The 15645-nt window shown below is 64.6% G+C and carries 16 protein-coding genes; 12 read left to right on the forward strand and 4 right to left on the reverse strand.

The genetic code is table 11. The annotated features are described in order from the left end of the window. The first annotated feature begins 86 nt into the window (after positions 1-86). The 3 genes from DEI94_RS00690 to DEI94_RS00700 all read left to right on the forward strand — a co-directional run bounded on the left by DEI94_RS00690 (position 87) and on the right by DEI94_RS00700 (position 3327). A complete protein-coding gene (locus tag DEI94_RS00690; RefSeq protein ID WP_111027300.1) occupies positions 87-650 on the forward strand; it encodes a hypothetical protein in 564 nt (187 codons plus the stop codon). A gap of 342 nt (positions 651-992) precedes the next feature. After that, on the forward strand, positions 993-2015 hold the full coding sequence (locus tag DEI94_RS00695; protein WP_146249531.1) for a DUF6414 family protein: 1023 nt from the start codon (positions 993-995) through the stop codon (positions 2013-2015). Between the two features lie 313 nt (positions 2016-2328). Further along, the gene (locus DEI94_RS00700; protein WP_181441861.1) at positions 2329-3327 is read left to right on the forward strand and encodes an FRG domain-containing protein; all 999 of its coding nucleotides are present in this window, start codon (positions 2329-2331) and stop codon (positions 3325-3327) included. 377 nt (positions 3328-3704) lie between these two features. Here the strand turns inward: DEI94_RS00700 and DEI94_RS00705 are convergent, their stop codons facing one another. Continuing rightward, on the reverse strand, positions 3705-4748 hold the full coding sequence (locus DEI94_RS00705; protein ID WP_146249532.1) for a hypothetical protein: 1044 nt from the start codon (positions 4746-4748) through the stop codon (positions 3705-3707). Between the two features lie 483 nt (positions 4749-5231). On the opposite strand from DEI94_RS00705, the gene DEI94_RS00710 reads away from it, so the two are divergent. The 8 genes from DEI94_RS00710 to DEI94_RS00745 all read left to right on the forward strand — a co-directional run bounded on the left by DEI94_RS00710 (position 5232) and on the right by DEI94_RS00745 (position 11964). Then, the gene (locus DEI94_RS00710) at positions 5232-5516 is read left to right on the forward strand and encodes a hypothetical protein (protein WP_146249533.1); all 285 of its coding nucleotides are present in this window, start codon (positions 5232-5234) and stop codon (positions 5514-5516) included. Further along, positions 5461-6378 carry a hypothetical protein gene (locus DEI94_RS00715; protein WP_146249534.1) on the forward strand — a complete coding sequence of 306 codons (918 nt, stop codon included), beginning with the start codon at positions 5461-5463 and terminating at the stop codon, positions 6376-6378. Before DEI94_RS00710 ends, DEI94_RS00715 begins: the two co-directional genes overlap by 56 nt. Positions 6379-6725: 347 nt before the next feature. Beyond that, positions 6726-7187 carry a hypothetical protein gene (locus tag DEI94_RS00720; RefSeq protein WP_111027307.1) on the forward strand — a complete coding sequence of 154 codons (462 nt, stop codon included), beginning with the start codon at positions 6726-6728 and terminating at the stop codon, positions 7185-7187. Beyond that, the gene (locus DEI94_RS00725; RefSeq protein ID WP_111027308.1) at positions 7184-7831 is read left to right on the forward strand and encodes a hypothetical protein; all 648 of its coding nucleotides are present in this window, start codon (positions 7184-7186) and stop codon (positions 7829-7831) included. The genes DEI94_RS00720 and DEI94_RS00725 overlap by 4 nt, the downstream gene beginning before the upstream one ends. Before the next feature lie 9 nt (positions 7832-7840). Beyond that, positions 7841-8854 carry a hypothetical protein gene (locus tag DEI94_RS00730; protein WP_146249535.1) on the forward strand — a complete coding sequence of 338 codons (1014 nt, stop codon included), beginning with the start codon at positions 7841-7843 and terminating at the stop codon, positions 8852-8854. A 164-nt stretch (positions 8855-9018) separates the two neighbouring features. Next, complete coding sequence (locus DEI94_RS00735) at positions 9019-9564, forward strand: hypothetical protein (RefSeq protein ID WP_111027310.1); 546 nt, start codon at positions 9019-9021, stop codon at positions 9562-9564. Between the two features lie 541 nt (positions 9565-10105). Next, a complete protein-coding gene (locus DEI94_RS00740; protein WP_111027311.1) occupies positions 10106-11434 on the forward strand; it encodes an RHS repeat-associated core domain-containing protein in 1329 nt (442 codons plus the stop codon). Then, on the forward strand, positions 11431-11964 hold the full coding sequence (locus DEI94_RS00745; protein ID WP_146249536.1) for a hypothetical protein: 534 nt from the start codon (positions 11431-11433) through the stop codon (positions 11962-11964). The genes DEI94_RS00740 and DEI94_RS00745 overlap by 4 nt, the downstream gene beginning before the upstream one ends. A gap of 836 nt (positions 11965-12800) precedes the next feature. Here DEI94_RS00745 and DEI94_RS00750 read toward each other — a convergent pair. Together DEI94_RS00750 and DEI94_RS00755 are read right to left on the reverse strand one after the other, a co-directional pair. Next, a complete protein-coding gene (locus tag DEI94_RS00750; RefSeq protein ID WP_258378050.1) occupies positions 12801-12935 on the reverse strand; it encodes a hypothetical protein in 135 nt (44 codons plus the stop codon). An 89-nt stretch (positions 12936-13024) separates the two neighbouring features. Continuing rightward, positions 13025-13438 carry a PRC-barrel domain-containing protein gene (locus DEI94_RS00755; RefSeq protein WP_111027313.1) on the reverse strand — a complete coding sequence of 138 codons (414 nt, stop codon included), beginning with the start codon at positions 13436-13438 and terminating at the stop codon, positions 13025-13027. 263 nt (positions 13439-13701) lie between these two features. Between DEI94_RS00755 and DEI94_RS00760 the strand changes: the two genes are divergently transcribed. After that, positions 13702-14355: a TetR/AcrR family transcriptional regulator C-terminal domain-containing protein gene (locus tag DEI94_RS00760; RefSeq protein ID WP_284183724.1), complete on the forward strand. Its 654-nt coding sequence runs from the start codon at positions 13702-13704 to the stop codon at positions 14353-14355. A 542-nt stretch (positions 14356-14897) separates the two neighbouring features. On the opposite strand, the gene DEI94_RS00765 is transcribed toward DEI94_RS00760, so the two are convergent. After that, positions 14898-15551: a nuclease-related domain-containing protein gene (locus tag DEI94_RS00765; protein ID WP_111027314.1), complete on the reverse strand. Its 654-nt coding sequence runs from the start codon at positions 15549-15551 to the stop codon at positions 14898-14900. Positions 15552-15645 lie beyond the last annotated feature (94 nt).

Consider the following 15645-nt stretch of genomic DNA (forward strand, 5'->3'; position numbering starts at 1 on the left):
CCGCAATCCTGGCCGTAACTATCGTCGCGGACGCCGGGGTCGGCACCGGCATCGTAGCGACGGCCTACCCGGACGGCGTTGGAGTCATGTTGCTCATCATCTTCGTCTGGGCTCTCGCCGTCGCAACGTGGAGCACGTTCTGGGTCTGCTTCCTCATCGCAAGCGCATTCAGCCCGACGGCCGGACGTTTCCTTCCCGCTGCCACCTGGGCGATCGTGCTCCTCACGACTGCTGCGCAGGCCGCCGTCATCGCAACCGTGCCGACCGCCGCCGCCGCAGTCCCCTTGAAGATCGCCGTAGCGTTCACCGCGCTCGCACCGTTTGGCCATCTCCTCGTCCGCGTGCGGCACGCGTTCTCTCTCCACGCCGCCTTGGTGGCTGTTGAGCTCTGGCGATACCGCCGTCGCCGGCTCACTCTCGTCCGGGACTACTACGCGTTGAGGAAGCGCCGCCCGAATACGGAAGGGGCGAAGGATGGTTCAACGTGGGAGGAACGCGCACTGGCAGCCTTGACTCGCGCGCCGCATCGGTCCGGGCGTCGGATGCTCGGACCGGCCTCCCTGCAACGCCAGCGTCCCGACAACGGCATCGGCTCCCAGGAGTGGTGGGTTGGCGAAGGACAGCCGCCCATGTATAAGCGCCGAAGCTGATCCCTGCAGCAGCGTCACCGTCGACCACCAAGCACCGATATGACGGTATGCGGCGAGGACCCGCAGGCAGACGCCGCGCTCGTCGCGTTCGGACCGAAAGGCGCGGGAGTGCTCCGGAAAGCGGAAGTCGGCGTCTGCGTCGACGTCCGCACCTGACACTCTTCCCCGGAATTGAGCAGCTCCCACCCGGCTGACCCCGCAGGTAGAAGAGCGCTTCGACTTAACGCTAAGGTACTGGAATCGATTGCTGGCGCGGCAGCCTAACCTACTGGGCTACGCGAATTGCGGGACTCCTAGCCTTGCTGCACCGATGAACCCGAACATGCTCGAAGAGGAGCAAGCATGACCGAGAACAATTTAGTCGTCCACCGCACGCCGGTGGTGTCCATCTATCAGAACCCGGACCATGTCGCGGGGCTCGTGCAGCAGATTTTCAACGCGCCGCTCGTGACCAGCCTCACAGTCGACACGGACAACACCGACGCGAAGTCCAAATCGACCGAGGTCGGGGGGTCAGCCGAAGCGTCGGTGAAGATACCCGTGCCGCTACCCGTGCCGATCGGCGCCAATGGGAAGCTCGACGGCAACGTGTCCCACACTGGAGCGACCGCGATCACGACGAATTCTCACCAGTCGCAGTCGTTCGTGTACTCCCAGGCGTACTACCTCGACCTCGTCCGCACGCAACTCCGTGAACGGAAACTGCTCACCGACGTCACTTCGATCGCATCGGTCGACGCCCTCGCCATCGGCGACTTCGTCGAGTTTCAGGCATCCTTTACCGCTCCGTCCATCCCGTCGATCATGGACGTCCTCACCCCCGACCTCGTTGGCGCGATCACCGAGTTCACTATCCGCAGGACCGGCCGCGACGAGATCGACTTCGCTGACTATGACAGCATCAAGGGCGCAGCCGCAGAGCTGGAAATGAAGGCCACCTCCGCCCGCGACCTTGCCGCGAACGTCACTCTCGCCCTTCAGGCGGACTTCCGTCAGGAACATACCCGCGAGTACTACGGTCGCATCCCCGGTGCGGACGGCATCACCGCCGTCACGATCTGCGATACCGACCGCTTCCTCGTCAACGACACCGACCGGGTTCTCGACGGCTCGTACACCGTGCTCGGCAAGATCACCTCGCTGCCCCGGGAGGACATGCCCGTGTTCGAACGTAACAAGCTCCTCAGCAACATCGCCCCTGAGGCCGTGGACAAGATGCTTGGCCAAATGAAGGGCACTCTCGAGGAGTCGACGAAAGGGCTGCCGTTCGGAAAGGACCAGATTGACGACCTCATGAACGTGCACCTCGACTCACGCGTCGCCGGGCGAGCGTTCCGGGTCCTCCCGGTCGCGATCTTCATCTGATTCCCAACTCCGGACGCGCAGCAGCCTCTCGCTACGCGGTGCGAGGCGGCTGGTTTCAACTGACTCCGGTAACGGCGCAGCGGTGACAGCGTCGCTCTTTCTATGCGGCCCATCAACCCACACGGTCATACGACTCCGACCTACCGCTAGAAGAGACGACCGCTGCCGTCGCCCCTGCTGTTCGCGGGACTCCAGGATGAAACGGCGCTGCGCAGCCGTGCCAGCCGCGGCGGGGAACTCGATCGAGGACGAGGTGCCCTAACGCCGTGGAGGGGCTGGCCGATAGTCCTGAGAAATGGGGGATAGGAGCGCCATGCGCGACGCAATCAAGACCGGTGATTTCTTCGCCGGCCGAGAACTCAATACATCTCATCCCGGCTTTTACGACAGTGCGGACGACATCTGGGATATTTTCGTTGCCGAGCAGGACCGACTGGATGACTTGGATCATGGCGGTGACGCGGCGTCGCCGAGCTTGGTGCGGCAGCACACGACAGAGGGGACGCTGTACTTCCGAGGTCAGAGCAACCACTCGTATGGGCTTTCGACGAGCTTGCACCGCTTCATGCGCAATGAAAATGCCGACGAGATTACGGAACGAGGCCTTGCCGAGCTTGAAACCGCCGTCCTCGACGAAATGACCGGGCGCGGCATTGGTCGAGGGATGACGCGCGGTGAACTGCTGATGGTCCTGCAGCACCATGGCGGGCCCACGCGTCTAATGGACGTCTCTGACCGCCCACTTGAGGCGCTCTACTTCGCGGTCGAAGGAGGCGACGCTGTCGACGGGCGGCTCTTCCTGCTCAGCGTCATCGAACGTGAAGACGGTGCGCACCGCATGCGGCTCAGCGGCCAGGAGGACCTTCCCTGGGCTGCGTATGTGCGCGGACAAAAGCAGGCCTCGTCCGAATGGACTACGGCGGTGAGAGTGATTGACGAGCGTCCGCTGGACCCACGGATGGTAGCTCAACGCGGCCGTTTCCTCGTCGGAGGAGTGCAGAGGGCGTACGCCGGGCTCACCCTGCAACATGGCGGAGTATCGTTGACGGCCGCGGAGCTGCAGGCGGTGAGCATGCTCACCATCGGCTTTCTGCAACGGGTACCTCGGCGAACGAAGTGGCCCGCGCTCGGATGGACCATCCGCATACCCGCCTCGGAGAAGCCTCGGCTGCGCGAGCTCCTCAGCTCACGCGGAATCTCGCACACGACAATGTATCCGGACCTTGCATCAGCCGCCTGGCAGAGTTACGAAGCCGCGAGGACTGAGAACTACACACACCACTGGCGTCAAAAAATGCAAAACGGAGGCTGAAGCCCCTCACCGACCTCGCGGGGGAGCGGTGTATGGCCTAACAGCGGGAGAGTCGGCTGCGGCTCGATGCTTCGGACGCGACGCGGCTTGACCTCCGCCGGTCAGGCGCTGCGGTCCTTCGGGCACGCGACGCGGCAGGCCATCGTTGACGTTCGGATTCCTGCCGCCCGTACCGAGGAACTCCTCGCGCACCGTCAGCGGTACGGCGTAACGGTTGCGCTACTGCGTGAGTTGCAGTGTCGACTCGGGCGAGGCGGTGCTTCCTCGCTTCCGGCGGCGATCTCAGCGTCCGGTGCGCATTCGTACTGCACTGCACGGACGACCCGGCGCGATCCGTCATCGCCGCCGTCACCGGGCGGAGGGCTAGGGTGCGGTCGTTAAAACGGGACTTCATCGTCGTAGCGGCCCGGCGGCGCCCATGTTTGAGCAGCGGTTCGCGCTTTGGCTTCGTGTCGTTGACGGGCCGTCTCCGCTTCCTCTTCTGCCGCACGCTGCTTCCTCGCCCGCTCCCGTTCCTCGCGCATGCGTTCGATGTTGCGAGGTTCCTCGTTCGCCAGTCGCACGATGAGGGCGGCGGCAACGTGAATGGCTAGCCACGCATCAGCTTTCGACGCGTCGTCATCTCGGAACTGGTGCGCATTGCCGCGAGAAGATCGGTCTGCGTTCACCCAATCGACGATCGGCTTGAGTAGCTTCCGGTCCTCTTGCGAGATGACCCCGGCTGTCGCCGCGCCGTTGAGCTGATCCGAGATGCTCCCACCTTCGACGCCGAGCGCACGGAAGAATTCCTGCACCGCGGTCGCAGTGTCGGTGATGGCGACCGCAGGCTGGTTTTCCGATAAGCGGGTCAGCGCTGCTTCAAAGCCGGCTGAGGCTCGAGCGAACTGCGGTTTCAAATCGAGAAATGTCGAAGCTGGCTTCACAACTTCGGCATGCAAGACGTGGTTGCCGCGCTGCTGAAACTTACTGGCGTCCCAGGACCAATCAACGCGGGCGCCTAGAAGAATGTCGTTCACGGTTGCTACGAAACCGTCAACGTCGTAAGTCGGGGGAACCCATTCCTCGTTCCAGCCGACTTGCACCTGCACCGGCTCTTCGTCATCCCGCAGTGCGTCTATCGCGTAGAGAGCGGCAGCGACAACATCGAGCCGCTCGTCATCGGTCCCGTCGCCGTCAAGAACGCCTGCCGCATCCACTTCAAAGCTGCCGTGAGCGGTGCCGATGCGACGATGACGATCAGCCCGAGCAAGGACCCGCTCTGCTGCGTTCGTAGTCTCTCGTAGAATAGCGGCAACCTTACGTCCCACGTCCACGGGGCAATCGTCGCGCCACTGCGGACCAGCAGCGCTCTCTTGCGTCGAGAGTTCGCTGCGGCGCCGAAGCTCCGACGGCAAGGGCGAAAAACGCATCGCTTCGGTCACTAAGACAGGGTACCGAGGGGCACCGACGCAGCAACGACGGGGACGTCCACGGTTGCGGTCCCGTCGTGCTCGCGCGGGTGAGTCGGTTCGCCGCCTTGGATCGTCGACCCCGGCGTGCCGATGACGATCAGGTCAGGGTGCAGATCCCGTGAGAACGTTCCGCCGTGACGCCCCATGTATGCCCTCGTCCAGCCCGGCTCGCAGGAACCGCCCAGGAAGAGGACCCAAACCTTCGGCAGGAGTCGCAGAAGCAATGCGGCGGACAAACATCGCGATTCACTCCAGCTCGGAACAGCGGGCAGACGCGGGCTTGGCCCGACTCTGCACACCATCAGACGTCGGTCCGCGTCGACGGCGTCGAGCGAACGCAGGGCGGGCGGATGCCCACGGTGGACTGTTCGCCCGGGACGGTCGTCCTCGCGTGTGACCCGGGGTGGTACTGGACTGCTCAGGAATGTCGGCGCGAACCGACAACATGAATTCATGCCCACCCCGATCGCTGCCGCCCCGATGGCATGGCTACCGGACCACCAGCTCCACCTGCTCGACTCGCTGGGACACATCGACGACCAGCTGCAGGATGTCGCCGAATTCATCCAAGTGCACTCGCGTGCTGGCACCTTCGAACTCCGCAATGACGTCGTCGACGACCGGATGCGGACCATCATCGCCGGCGTGAACCCTATCCCGGCAGCAGTCAGCAGAGGCGTCGGTGACGTCGTCACCGCTGCGGGGCGTCCTCGAACACACGGTGTTCGCGGAAGTTGAGCACCGCGCGAACCGTGGTCTCACGGAGGCTGAGGAACGAGCCATCGAAGTACCCGCGTTGGGAACGAGGGAGCAGTTCGAGACGTGGGTGCGGGACAAGCGCCGCCGGAACCTACCGGGGCTCGGGGAAGACGGCGAGCTCACGGAACGTCTCCGCCGACTGCAACCATTCGCGTGGGACGGCGACGACGCAGCGCCGCTGCGACTGCTGGTCGACCACTCCAACGTGTCGAAGCATCGTCGGCCGGCGATGGTCGCCGCCCGACTCGGCCGCGTCGTCGCCGACTTCGATGTCGCCGGTCTTGCTCTGGCGGAGCCAACCGGGCAACCGTCGCAAGAGGGTGATCTCATCGCTGATGCGCCACTGCACCCGCGCGTAGGACTTGACGTGTGGCCCATCATCTCGCTCCGCAGACCGGGCACCGACAGCTGGCCCGTCCTCATGACGGAACTCGCGATGCTCGAAACATGGGTTCGAGAGACCGCCTTACCGACGCTGCTGAAACTCAAACCGGGCCAGAACCTTCCAGCAGCGACCGACGTCCAGATTGGACACGTCGACAGTCGAGCAGCCGGAGCGGCAGCTGCAGGGCACGCCACAGCAGCCAGCCGTAACACGGACCGGCTCGTCGCGGAAGGCGTCGTGCGACCGTCCTTCAAGGACGAGCTTCGCCGCCGGTGCCGCACCACTTCGGAAGTCGCCGCGACGGCCGCATGGGTCGAGTCATTGACGGACGCGGAGGTGATACGGCGTTGGGACCGATTTGTCGCCACCGCGCCGGACGCCACGCTGTACGCCCAAGCGGCCGGGCAGCTGATCCGGGCAGCAGTTCGATGGGAAGCGCAGCAGGCAAGTGAGTAGCCGTGAAATACAGGTCGAAGTTGACCGACGGTTTCGGAGACGAACGTCGGCGACGTGAAGCGGCGCAGGTGCTCGCACCGTGAGCGGCGACGGTGACAACCGCTGCCACTGATGCGCGGACCTGCACACAAGCAATGCCCTAGCGGTGAGGCGTGCACCATGTCGAACCGCAACAGGCTGGACACGACCGACAACTGCCGCCAACGCAACAGCGGCAGCAGATAGGTTGACTTCGTCCCGGACGCACCCGGACGCACCCGGACGCGCCCTCGCACGCAGGCATCTTGGGCCGGGAAGCGGCACTCAACGCCGCACCACAACCCGATGGAGACAAAGGAGGGGATCTGATGCAGCAAGTGCTCATGCATCGTGCAGGCACCGCCACTCCTCGATTCGAACTGCGAGAGAACCCGCGCAACCAGGCCCCGCTGTCGTTCGAGGATGCCGAGGCCGGCGTTCGAGTCCCACGGCTCGGATCACAAGACCTTCTGGCGATAGCACGATATGCGGCGGACGTAGGGTTCCACATTGACGGGTTCATCATTGAGGACCACACCCTCAGCCCCGTTCCTACCGAGGAGACGGATGAACTCTCCGAAACGCTCGTCAACATTTTGGCGCGGGACGGTGCATTCGCAGCGGCTCTGTTCCTCGATGACGAGTTCGGTTTCTACGTCACCGGCGTTCGGCTCACCTCCGCGGACCTCCGCTCCTTCACGTTGCTCCGTGAAGGGGTAACCCGTTCTCCCGCCGAGACGCACCTCGAGGACTTCCTTGCGCGGGCGTGGACGGTTGTGCATTTCTCGTGAGGGAGAAGGTTCTCAACCTCGTCGAAGCAGTCGCCGCGATCTACATCAGCTATCGCCTGCTGCCGCTTGTGGAAACGTGGTGGCCGGATCTTCCGGCTTGGGCGGTTGACATCGGTACGCTCCTCGCGGTCGCGCTCATCGTCGCGGTGGTATCGCTCCTGCTGTGGCAGCGCCCCAGAGTCGAAGTCAGCTGGAAGCAGCGTGCCGATCCGGCGCCGCTAGCTGACCTTCGGATGCGCCTGCGTCCGCCGCGATACGTCAGCCCGCAGTTCGAAGTGTCGTTCAAGGGCCGACCGAAGGGGGTGCTGACCATGCTCCTTATGACATACCTTCGCCGTCGGCTGCTCCGGCTGACGGTGGTCCCAGTCGGCGCTCCCGTCGTCATGACGGTTCCGGTGTCGAGCCCCATCGACGCGAACACTTCGGTTGGGGCAGCTGACGTCGCGAACGGCTTCTCCGTCCGCGTGCACTCCCCAGCGCAACCGGAAACGTGGATATGGGCGAAAGTGTTCTTCACCGCAACGACGGGCGCGAACGACACGTTCACCATGGCGTACGGTGCGACCGCATCGACGAAGCCCGCTCAGCTATTGTCGAAGCTAGTACAGGTGACCTCCAAAGTGGAGGTCCTCATCATCAACTAACGGGACGTCGTGCCAACCTTCACATCCAGCCGCTACACGGTATCGGCGGCGACCATCTCGGCCAACACCAGTTTGACGGCGTTGCGGAACGCGATGCTGCAGGTTCGGCCGGACCACGCACAGCTCACGGGCGGGTGGGCAAGTATTGAAGATGCCGGCTCTAACCTCCGAGTTTCGAACGCGGCACCCCCGGTGTCGGATCCAGAGCTGTGGGATGACGAGGGAGACTACCCTGAGCGGCTCGTTGCTCGGTTCTACTTCTTCCGGCGAGACGCGCAGCTTGTCCGAGCTCTGCCACAGGGGTCGGAGCAGGAGCACCACTACCTCGATGCGGTAGATGTCATCGTCAGCGCAGTCCCGGAACGCACGAAGACGTTCCAGGTGCTGTTCGCGTCCGGCAACGGGTCGATGCTGAACGGTTTCGTGCGAGCGCTGCGAGCGTTAGTCGCAGACATCGATGAGAAGGGGACCGTGCGTCACGACGGTGCCGCCATCGGTTTCAACCCGGACCTCTTCCTCTGGCTGCTCGTTCGCGCACGCGAGGACAAGCAGATCGATCCGAGTACCGAAATTCAAGACGTACTCGCGACGAGTGCCCGAGACAACACTCGACGGAGCACGATGCTGAGCGACGGCGTTGACTTCGACCGTCCGACGTTCCTGGTCGCTGTTGCCGAAATCGATCAGCTCGGCCCTGTGCGTGTGGTCCTGCGCGATGAGGAGCTGAAAGCAAAAATCACGACCGATGTGTTCGCCGGCGGAAAGTTCAGCGTCCGAAAGCGAGAAACGCATTACCAGGACGTCGTTGGTGATCCGGAAACGCGGCTCGCCTCCCTGCAGGACTTCGCCTATCTTCTGCTACCGAAAGTCATTGCTGCCTACAATGCGGACACGTCCTGGCCGACCGTCCGTCGCACTGCGGAGATCCGCGCAGCGGCGCAGTCGCTCATTGCCCGGTACGAGCAGAAGATCGCCGACTTCGACGCAGCGAATGCAGCAGCGGCTCTGGACGCAGACGGGTAACAGCGAGAGCAGCCGGTCGAGAGAAGTCGGCGCTGAGTCGTGCGCGTCACGGACCTGCTGACTGATCCGACCACGCGCTGCAAATCTCGTAGCTAGCCGACGTGCTCTCATCGGCCCAGAGGCTCCCACCCCCTCTGCTGTCCAGCGCATGGCATTGTGGCCACATGGAACTTGACTTGCTGCGGACGCTGCCATCCTCTGACCAGCGGGTGTTCCTGCTCGGACGGATCACAGCTGAGACAACGAGCCTCGACGCGGCACTTCGATTCGTTCACGCCGCTCTGCGCGGGCGTCACGAGATCGATGCGTTCCTCGACGCGCCGCGGTACATCACCACCATTGTCAAGGAGTGCAAAACCCTCCTCGGCCAGCGTGAGGGCATCGACGACGCCGGCCGGCGAGCAGTGAACGCGACCTTAACCTCCGCGAACAAGCTGTACACATCACGGAACCGGTTCATCCACGACATGCTCCGAGCCGACCTGCTCAGCGAGGGATGGGAGCTAGCAGGGCTCGAGCGTCAACCCGACGGCGAGCAAAACATCACCGCGACCACATTCGACGGCATGGTCCAACTAGTCGAGGACCTCGTCGGTGTCACCTGGAGGCTCCGAGGAGCCGCGTTCTACATCCTCAACGGCTCCTGGAGCGGACTTGCGACTGGAACTGTTGAAGGGCAATGGGACGGCAGTGCTGACTATGTCGGCTGAGGACTGGTGGCGCATTCACACGCTCGCCGAGAGGCCAACACCGAACCGTCATTGACCGCGGGGCCATCTCGCCACGACCCACTCGACCAAGCTTCCCCCTGCCCGGAGCGGCGTGGGCTGCCGTGGGTCAGCGTTTCTTACGTCGAAGGATCGAGGTGATCGTCGGCGGGAGAGCCGCGGTCAACGTGCCGCCTCCGAGACCAGCGAGAAGACCCGCAACGAACAACTCGGCTTGAGAGGCGTTATCCGCGTCGCTGAGCGTGGCTGCGAGCCGGTACTCCAGCGGTAAGGTGCTATTCCCGCTTGTGAGCAATGTCGACCAGGACGGCTGTCCTGTCTGCGGCAGCTGCGGCGACGCAGCGTCGATAAGGGCGTCGTGGGGGAGAGCTGACACCGTTGTGGTCGCAGCCGTTCCGTCGGGTACTGACCATAGCGCCTGACCGTTGATCCGGTCGGGCACGCCAAACTGTCGAGAACTAAGCAATGTCTGTGTTCCTGCAAACGCGTAGAGCGCTCGCCTGCCTGAGATGTCGTTGGACACATGAGCGGAAACGCCAGCAGCTGCACCCAAAGCGGCGCGGTCGCGGCGGCCGGGAGGAACGGCAACCGCACCAGCACCACCGACCAGCTCACCGACACGGCCGGGAACCCGGTCGCTTCGAGCCCGGCGACGTCCACGGCGTACTGCTACGACGCCGCGGACCGGCTGCTGAGCACGACCGTGACCAACCCTGTCCCCGCTGCAACGCCGGTGAACCAGACGCTGCCGGCGTCGGCGATCGCCTACGACGCGCACGGGAACACCACCCGCCTCGCAGACGAGACCCTGCAGTACGACGGCGAAGACCGGCACGTCGCAACCATGCTGGACGACGGGTCGAAGGTCACCTACGTCCGCGACGCCACCGACCGGATCGTGCAGTGCACCGAGACGGGGAAGGACGGCACGAAGAGGATCACCCGGTACGGGTTCACCGGTGACGGCGACACCCCGGACTTCACCTACGACGGCACCAACGTCACCACGGAGTGGGACGTCGCCCTCCCCGGCGACGTCACCGCTGAACTGCGCGGAACCACGAGCTCGTGGTCGTACCCGAACATCCACGGCGACATCATCATCACCGCCAACCAAACCGGGACCGCAGCCGCTGGTCTTGCCGTGTACGACCCGTTCGGGCAGGTCGAAGACCCCGCCACCGGGCTCCTCGGCACCACCGCCGCCAACCAAGCCGGCCCCGACACCCAGTCCGGGAACGCCGACTACGGATGGCTGGGACAACACCAGAAGCTCAGCGAACACCTCGGCGACATCGCCACCATCGAGATGGGCGCCCGACAGTACGTCGCCGCACTCGGACGATTCCTACAAGTCGACCCCGTGAAGGGCGGCACCGACAACGCGTACGTGTACGTCAACGACCCCATCGGCGACTTTGACCTGAATGGGCAGTCCGCCTGGCGTAGATTTCTTCACGGGCTCGGCGCTGTGACTAAGAATAAGTGGGCGAACGCCGCGGTGAGTGCCTGTGGATACATTCCGGGATGGATCGGGATGGGTTGCAGCGCACTGCAGACCGCCTCCTACCTGGCCCGGGGGCGCCGATACTATGGCGAAGCAGCGGCGTCTGCAGTCGGGATGCTTGGCGGCGGAGTGGTCGGAAAACTGGCGGAGCGAGGCGTCAAGTTCGCGGCAACTGGACGAGTAGTGCGGTGGGCAGCCAGGCGGGCGCGACCCAGGGCCTGGATGAAGCGCATTCGAGGAGCAGTGGGCTGGGGTGCCAGTAGCGCGTTCGGTTATGCTTGGGGGAAGGTGCCTGTTCCCTCGCGTTCCTGGAAGCGCCGCCCGCGTTATAATCGGTGGGTATGAGCAACCGCGGCTTATCTATCGTAGGAATTGTGCTGGGGACTCCGGCCTTGGTCTCGACGGCACTTGGGGTGATAGGTTTTCCGCTGCTCTACCTGCCGTCGAGAGCTGGCGCGGCGGAAAGCGAGCGAAACGCTCATACCTTCCATCAAGCTATGGAGGCTTGGGAACAGCACGACGGCTGGCGGTTGAGCGCTGCGAGTTGGATATACTTTGCCATTGCACTCGGTCTTCTTGGTCTTTACCGAAAGTTCCAGCAGGAAGAAAATGGCAAAATTGGGACCGTTTGGAAACAAAGCTTGCGGTTTGCTCTCCCCGCGGTGATGGTCTTCGCTGCGGGTGTAACGCTTCAAATCTCCCTTGGCCTAGGGCAGGATAACTACTCCAACGACGCCGCCTTGCCTACGCGGTTGCTAGCGTTGCCGGCTGCGGCTATCGCGATATGGTTGGCGATCACTGGGGTAGCCGCCGTTCGCGCACGTCAAAGTCGAAAGAGGGTTCGCCACGTCGGCCGCACAGGACGACACTCCTAAACTGCCTACGCCGCGTACGCGAATACAACTCGTCGCGCGGCCGAAGCCCCGCACTACGACGGCGCGCCAAAGCCGCCGCACGACCACGCGCGCGATTGCGCACTCCGCGCACGAGTCCTGGCGATGATCGACTAGCTGCGGCCCCGACTCATGGCTACGACCTGGATCTCCGTCGTCTTAGCGCACGGCGGTAAGCAGACGGAGCTCGCCGCGCCGGCAGGCCGCGGCTGAGGACTTCCTCGTCATGATCAGGGGCGACGACCCAACGACGTTGATGCCGCGGGTGCTCGGGGTGACGCAGCTGCTCTTGAACCAGCAGCGGGTTACCGCCGGGAGTCTTAATTGGCTCCGCGCAGGGCCTCGTCCCATCGTCGATTCGCGGCCGTCCTTGACCTCGGCCTCGTCGACGCTCAGCTGGACGGTATCAAGCCGAACCCCATCTGATCAGGAGATTCGCCTCCCGAGGGGAAAATCGACGACGGTACAGGGGGGCATAGCCACCAGTGAGGAGTCAACCCCTGTCGTTGCCCGGAGAAACGGGCTTGTCCGAGACCTGCAAACGGACCGCCACGGAAAACCCCCCGTTCACGCGGGGGTTTTCTTGATTCCGGAGAGTGGCTGTGGTTCAGACACCCTCGGCCTCGGCCGGGGGCTTTCTCTGTTTGGCGCCCACGGTCTCGATGATCCTCATCCTGCTGGCAGTGTTCGATCTTCTGGTTGCTCCTCATCGGAACGGCGCGTGGGTCCCACTGTTGGTGGTCATGCCCTGCATTCTTTGGCTTCGCCACCATCGAGCGACCGCCGCCGCCTGCTGGTGTTCCCGCTGCGGTTGTTGTTCACCTGAAGAAGTCGGCGTACTTCGGCCCCATGTCGCCGAAGGGCGGCACGTACTCGCTGCGGTCTTCGATCACCTCTGCGGCTTGCGGACTGACGGTGGTCGAGCTGTCCTCGCGGAGCCGAGCTTCGATCATCGCCGCGAGCTCGCTCGGAGGCGTCAGCCCTCGGCGTCGCCACTCCCGCGGTGACCGCCTCAAGGCATCGAGTTCCGAGTTCCCCAACTTCATCCGACACTTCCTCTTTGCGTGTGGTGATCGCGCCAGACGGAGCGGCAGCACACGATGCGCATGGACCGCAGTGCCATGCCGAACAGCATCTGTGTCTGGCCCCGGGGAGCTGCAGCCCGCGAGCGTTGCGGGCTCCGCGGAGCGTTGCCCCGCTCTGCCGTTGCGATGCGCGGCACGTCCTTCACAGACGGCTTCTCGGACCCGGTCCGGAGGACGCCGCCCTCGAAGCCTGCGTCGTCCAGTGGCGCGAAGGACTCGGAGGAGCCGAACAAGTCCGTGCGGATGGTGACCCACGCGGCGCGCTGCGTTTCGTCGTCGACGGCGACCTGGGCGACCGTTTCGAGGTTCACGCCGTCGGCCCCGCGAACGTCGGCGCCGATGAGCTCGTCGATCCCGCTGTTGTCGCTCACGTACTTCTCCTTCTCAGCGGCGTCGTCGTCCGAGCGCCGATGCGGCGTCTCGAGGTGCGGGCACCGGGTGTGCTCGTTCGGCTTACCCCGTAAGTCACGTCGGAACTTACGCCGTAAGCGCGGGTAGCGTCACCAGGACCGGTCGCTGCCTCCCGGTGACCGGGAGGCGCGGGATCGTGAACCAGCAGGGAGACGTGTCGGTGGCAGAGCATGCGAGGACGAACCGGTCAGGATCGGGAGCGCCGAAGCTAAGCCGCGACCTCGTGGTCGAGACCGCGCTCGCGCAGATCGACCGGTCGGGCACGCAGGGCCTGTCGATGCGATCGCTCGCGCAGGAACTCGGTGTCGAGGCGATGTCCCTCTACCGGTACGTCCACGGGAAAGAGGACCTCCTCGAGGGGGTCGTCGCGTCACTGATGAGCGAACTGACCTCGCAGCTCGAGGAAGCGCAGGGGGAGCACTGGCAGGTCTTCCTGCAGACGGTCGCGCACGAGGTGCGACGGATCGCCGACAGCCACCCGAAGGCGTTCCCGCTCGTGGCCACGCGCCACCCGGCAGCACCGTGGCTGCGTCCACCGCTCCGGAGCATCGAGGTCGTCAACACGTTCCTGACCGCGCTCACCAGGAACGGCTTCACCGATGCACAGGCCGTGAACGCCTACCGTGCCTTCAGCAGTTTCCTGCTCGGACAGCTGCTGCTGCAGTCCGTCGTCCGCGGAGCCGAAGCAGGGCCCGCTGAGGAACCCCTGGACGAAGGAGGCGCCACGGTCCCTGAGGGAGATGGATCGATGTCGTTGGACGCCGCGCCGGAGGTCCGTCGACTCCGGGCGTTGCTCAGCGAGGACCGGAGTGACGAGGAGTTCGAGGTCTCCCTCGAAAGTCTCCTCGATCGTCTCGATCGCGAGCTGTCGCAATGAGCACCGCCAGAGTCGCCTGCTGTCAGGAGGGGGCCCTGGCCACGCGACACGCTCCGGGCCCGCCGACTCGGTCGGGGCAGCCCCGCCCGTCGACGAGCGCGATGAACCTGCTGCCGATGCCGTAAACCTCGCTGCGCGTGGATCCCGGAGCGGGTGCCGGCGCTTCGTCGGGAAGGTGGTGGTCACAGACCAGGAGGTCCCAAGTCGCCACCTTTTCTTCGACCGTGCTGCTTCGGAGTACCCGCACACCGCACACTCGAGGTGCACCCAGACCTTTTTCGCACCGGTGCGGTTCGCCCGGGACTGCACGAGCCAAGCGGGCGGGTCCTGCTCGATCGCGGCGAGGTCGGCCTCGCTCAGGTGCGCCGTCAACGGCGGTGTCGTTGTTGACACGTATCCGGGAAACGTGGCAATAGCGGCGACGCTGTTGACGTGCATCGGGGGAAAGTGGCAACAGCGGTGCCGTTGTTGACACTAGGCCGCGACAAGTGTCAACAACAGGCGGGATGCCGCCACAATGGACGTGACGGCGACCTCCCGGGTCAGGCAGGCAGGAAGCGCTGGCCGATGGCTGCGGCGGTGGCGGCGACGTCGACCTGCCCGTCGAGCGAGGTGAGCCGCTTCGCGAGCTTCTTCGGCCAGCAGACCTCGACGCCGCGGGTGCTGAAGGAGCCTCCGATGAGTGGCCAGTCCGCGTCGACGAAGCAGAGTGCACCGGACACGGGGACCGGGTCGATGAGCTCATGCACGAGTTGCATCTGATGGAGCACGCTGTCGACGAGTCTGGTGCGGTCGCCACCGACCATGAGCTTCTCCACCCGCGGCCGGAACAGCCCGCCTTCGACACGTAGCGACGGGCGCTTGTCGCGGTAGCGCTTGGCGTCGATGACCCAAACGCCGGAGCGCGTGACTGCGATGTGGTCGATGTTCGCCCGGGAGCGGGGGATGCGGCGGTCGTGCAGCACGACGAGGTCGTCCGAGGCGATCGCATCAAGCGTGCGGCCGACAACAGCTTCCCCGACAGCGCCAGACTTCCACGCGACAGTGCTCTGGCGTTCGCTCGAGAGCGCGACCGCCATCGTGCCGAGGCGTCCCTCGCCCCAAGTCTCGCGGATCTTGGCCTCGTCGCGCGCCCGTCGCCGGTCGTATTCACGCTGCGCGGAAGCGCCGGCGCTGGTGGTGTCATTCGTCCCCATGGAGCAATCCAGTCAGATCAGGAGGTCCGGCGACAGCCCCAGAGCGCGGTGCATGAAGCAGCGCTCTGGAGACCACCTCAGTGCTGGATGGCAG

The organism is Curtobacterium sp. MCBD17_040 (assembly GCF_003234805.2).
GTDB lineage: Bacteria > Actinomycetota > Actinomycetes > Actinomycetales > Microbacteriaceae > Curtobacterium.

What these genes read in the sequence shown, in the direction of transcription:
- DEI94_RS00690 (WP_111027300.1), top strand. Translation starts at nt 87, where the DNA reads ATGTTGCTCATCATCTTCGTCTGGGCTCTCGCCGTCGCAACGTGGAGC.
- DEI94_RS00695 (WP_146249531.1), top strand. Translation starts at nt 993, where the DNA reads ATGACCGAGAACAATTTAGTCGTCCACCGCACGCCGGTGGTGTCCATC.
- DEI94_RS00700 (WP_181441861.1), top strand. Translation starts at nt 2,329, where the DNA reads ATGCGCGACGCAATCAAGACCGGTGATTTCTTCGCCGGCCGAGAACTC.
- DEI94_RS00710 (WP_146249533.1), top strand. Translation starts at nt 5,232, where the DNA reads ATGCCCACCCCGATCGCTGCCGCCCCGATGGCATGGCTACCGGACCAC.
- DEI94_RS00720 (WP_111027307.1), top strand. Translation starts at nt 6,726, where the DNA reads ATGCAGCAAGTGCTCATGCATCGTGCAGGCACCGCCACTCCTCGATTC.
- DEI94_RS00735 (WP_111027310.1), top strand. Translation starts at nt 9,019, where the DNA reads ATGGAACTTGACTTGCTGCGGACGCTGCCATCCTCTGACCAGCGGGTG.
- DEI94_RS00740 (WP_111027311.1), top strand. Translation starts at nt 10,106, where the DNA reads ATGAGCGGAAACGCCAGCAGCTGCACCCAAAGCGGCGCGGTCGCGGCG.
- DEI94_RS00745 (WP_146249536.1), top strand. Translation starts at nt 11,431, where the DNA reads ATGAGCAACCGCGGCTTATCTATCGTAGGAATTGTGCTGGGGACTCCG.
- DEI94_RS00750 (WP_258378050.1), bottom strand. Translation starts at nt 12,935, where the DNA reads ATGATCGAAGCTCGGCTCCGCGAGGACAGCTCGACCACCGTCAGTCCG.
- DEI94_RS00765 (WP_111027314.1), bottom strand. Translation starts at nt 15,551, where the DNA reads ATGGGGACGAATGACACCACCAGCGCCGGCGCTTCCGCGCAGCGTGAA.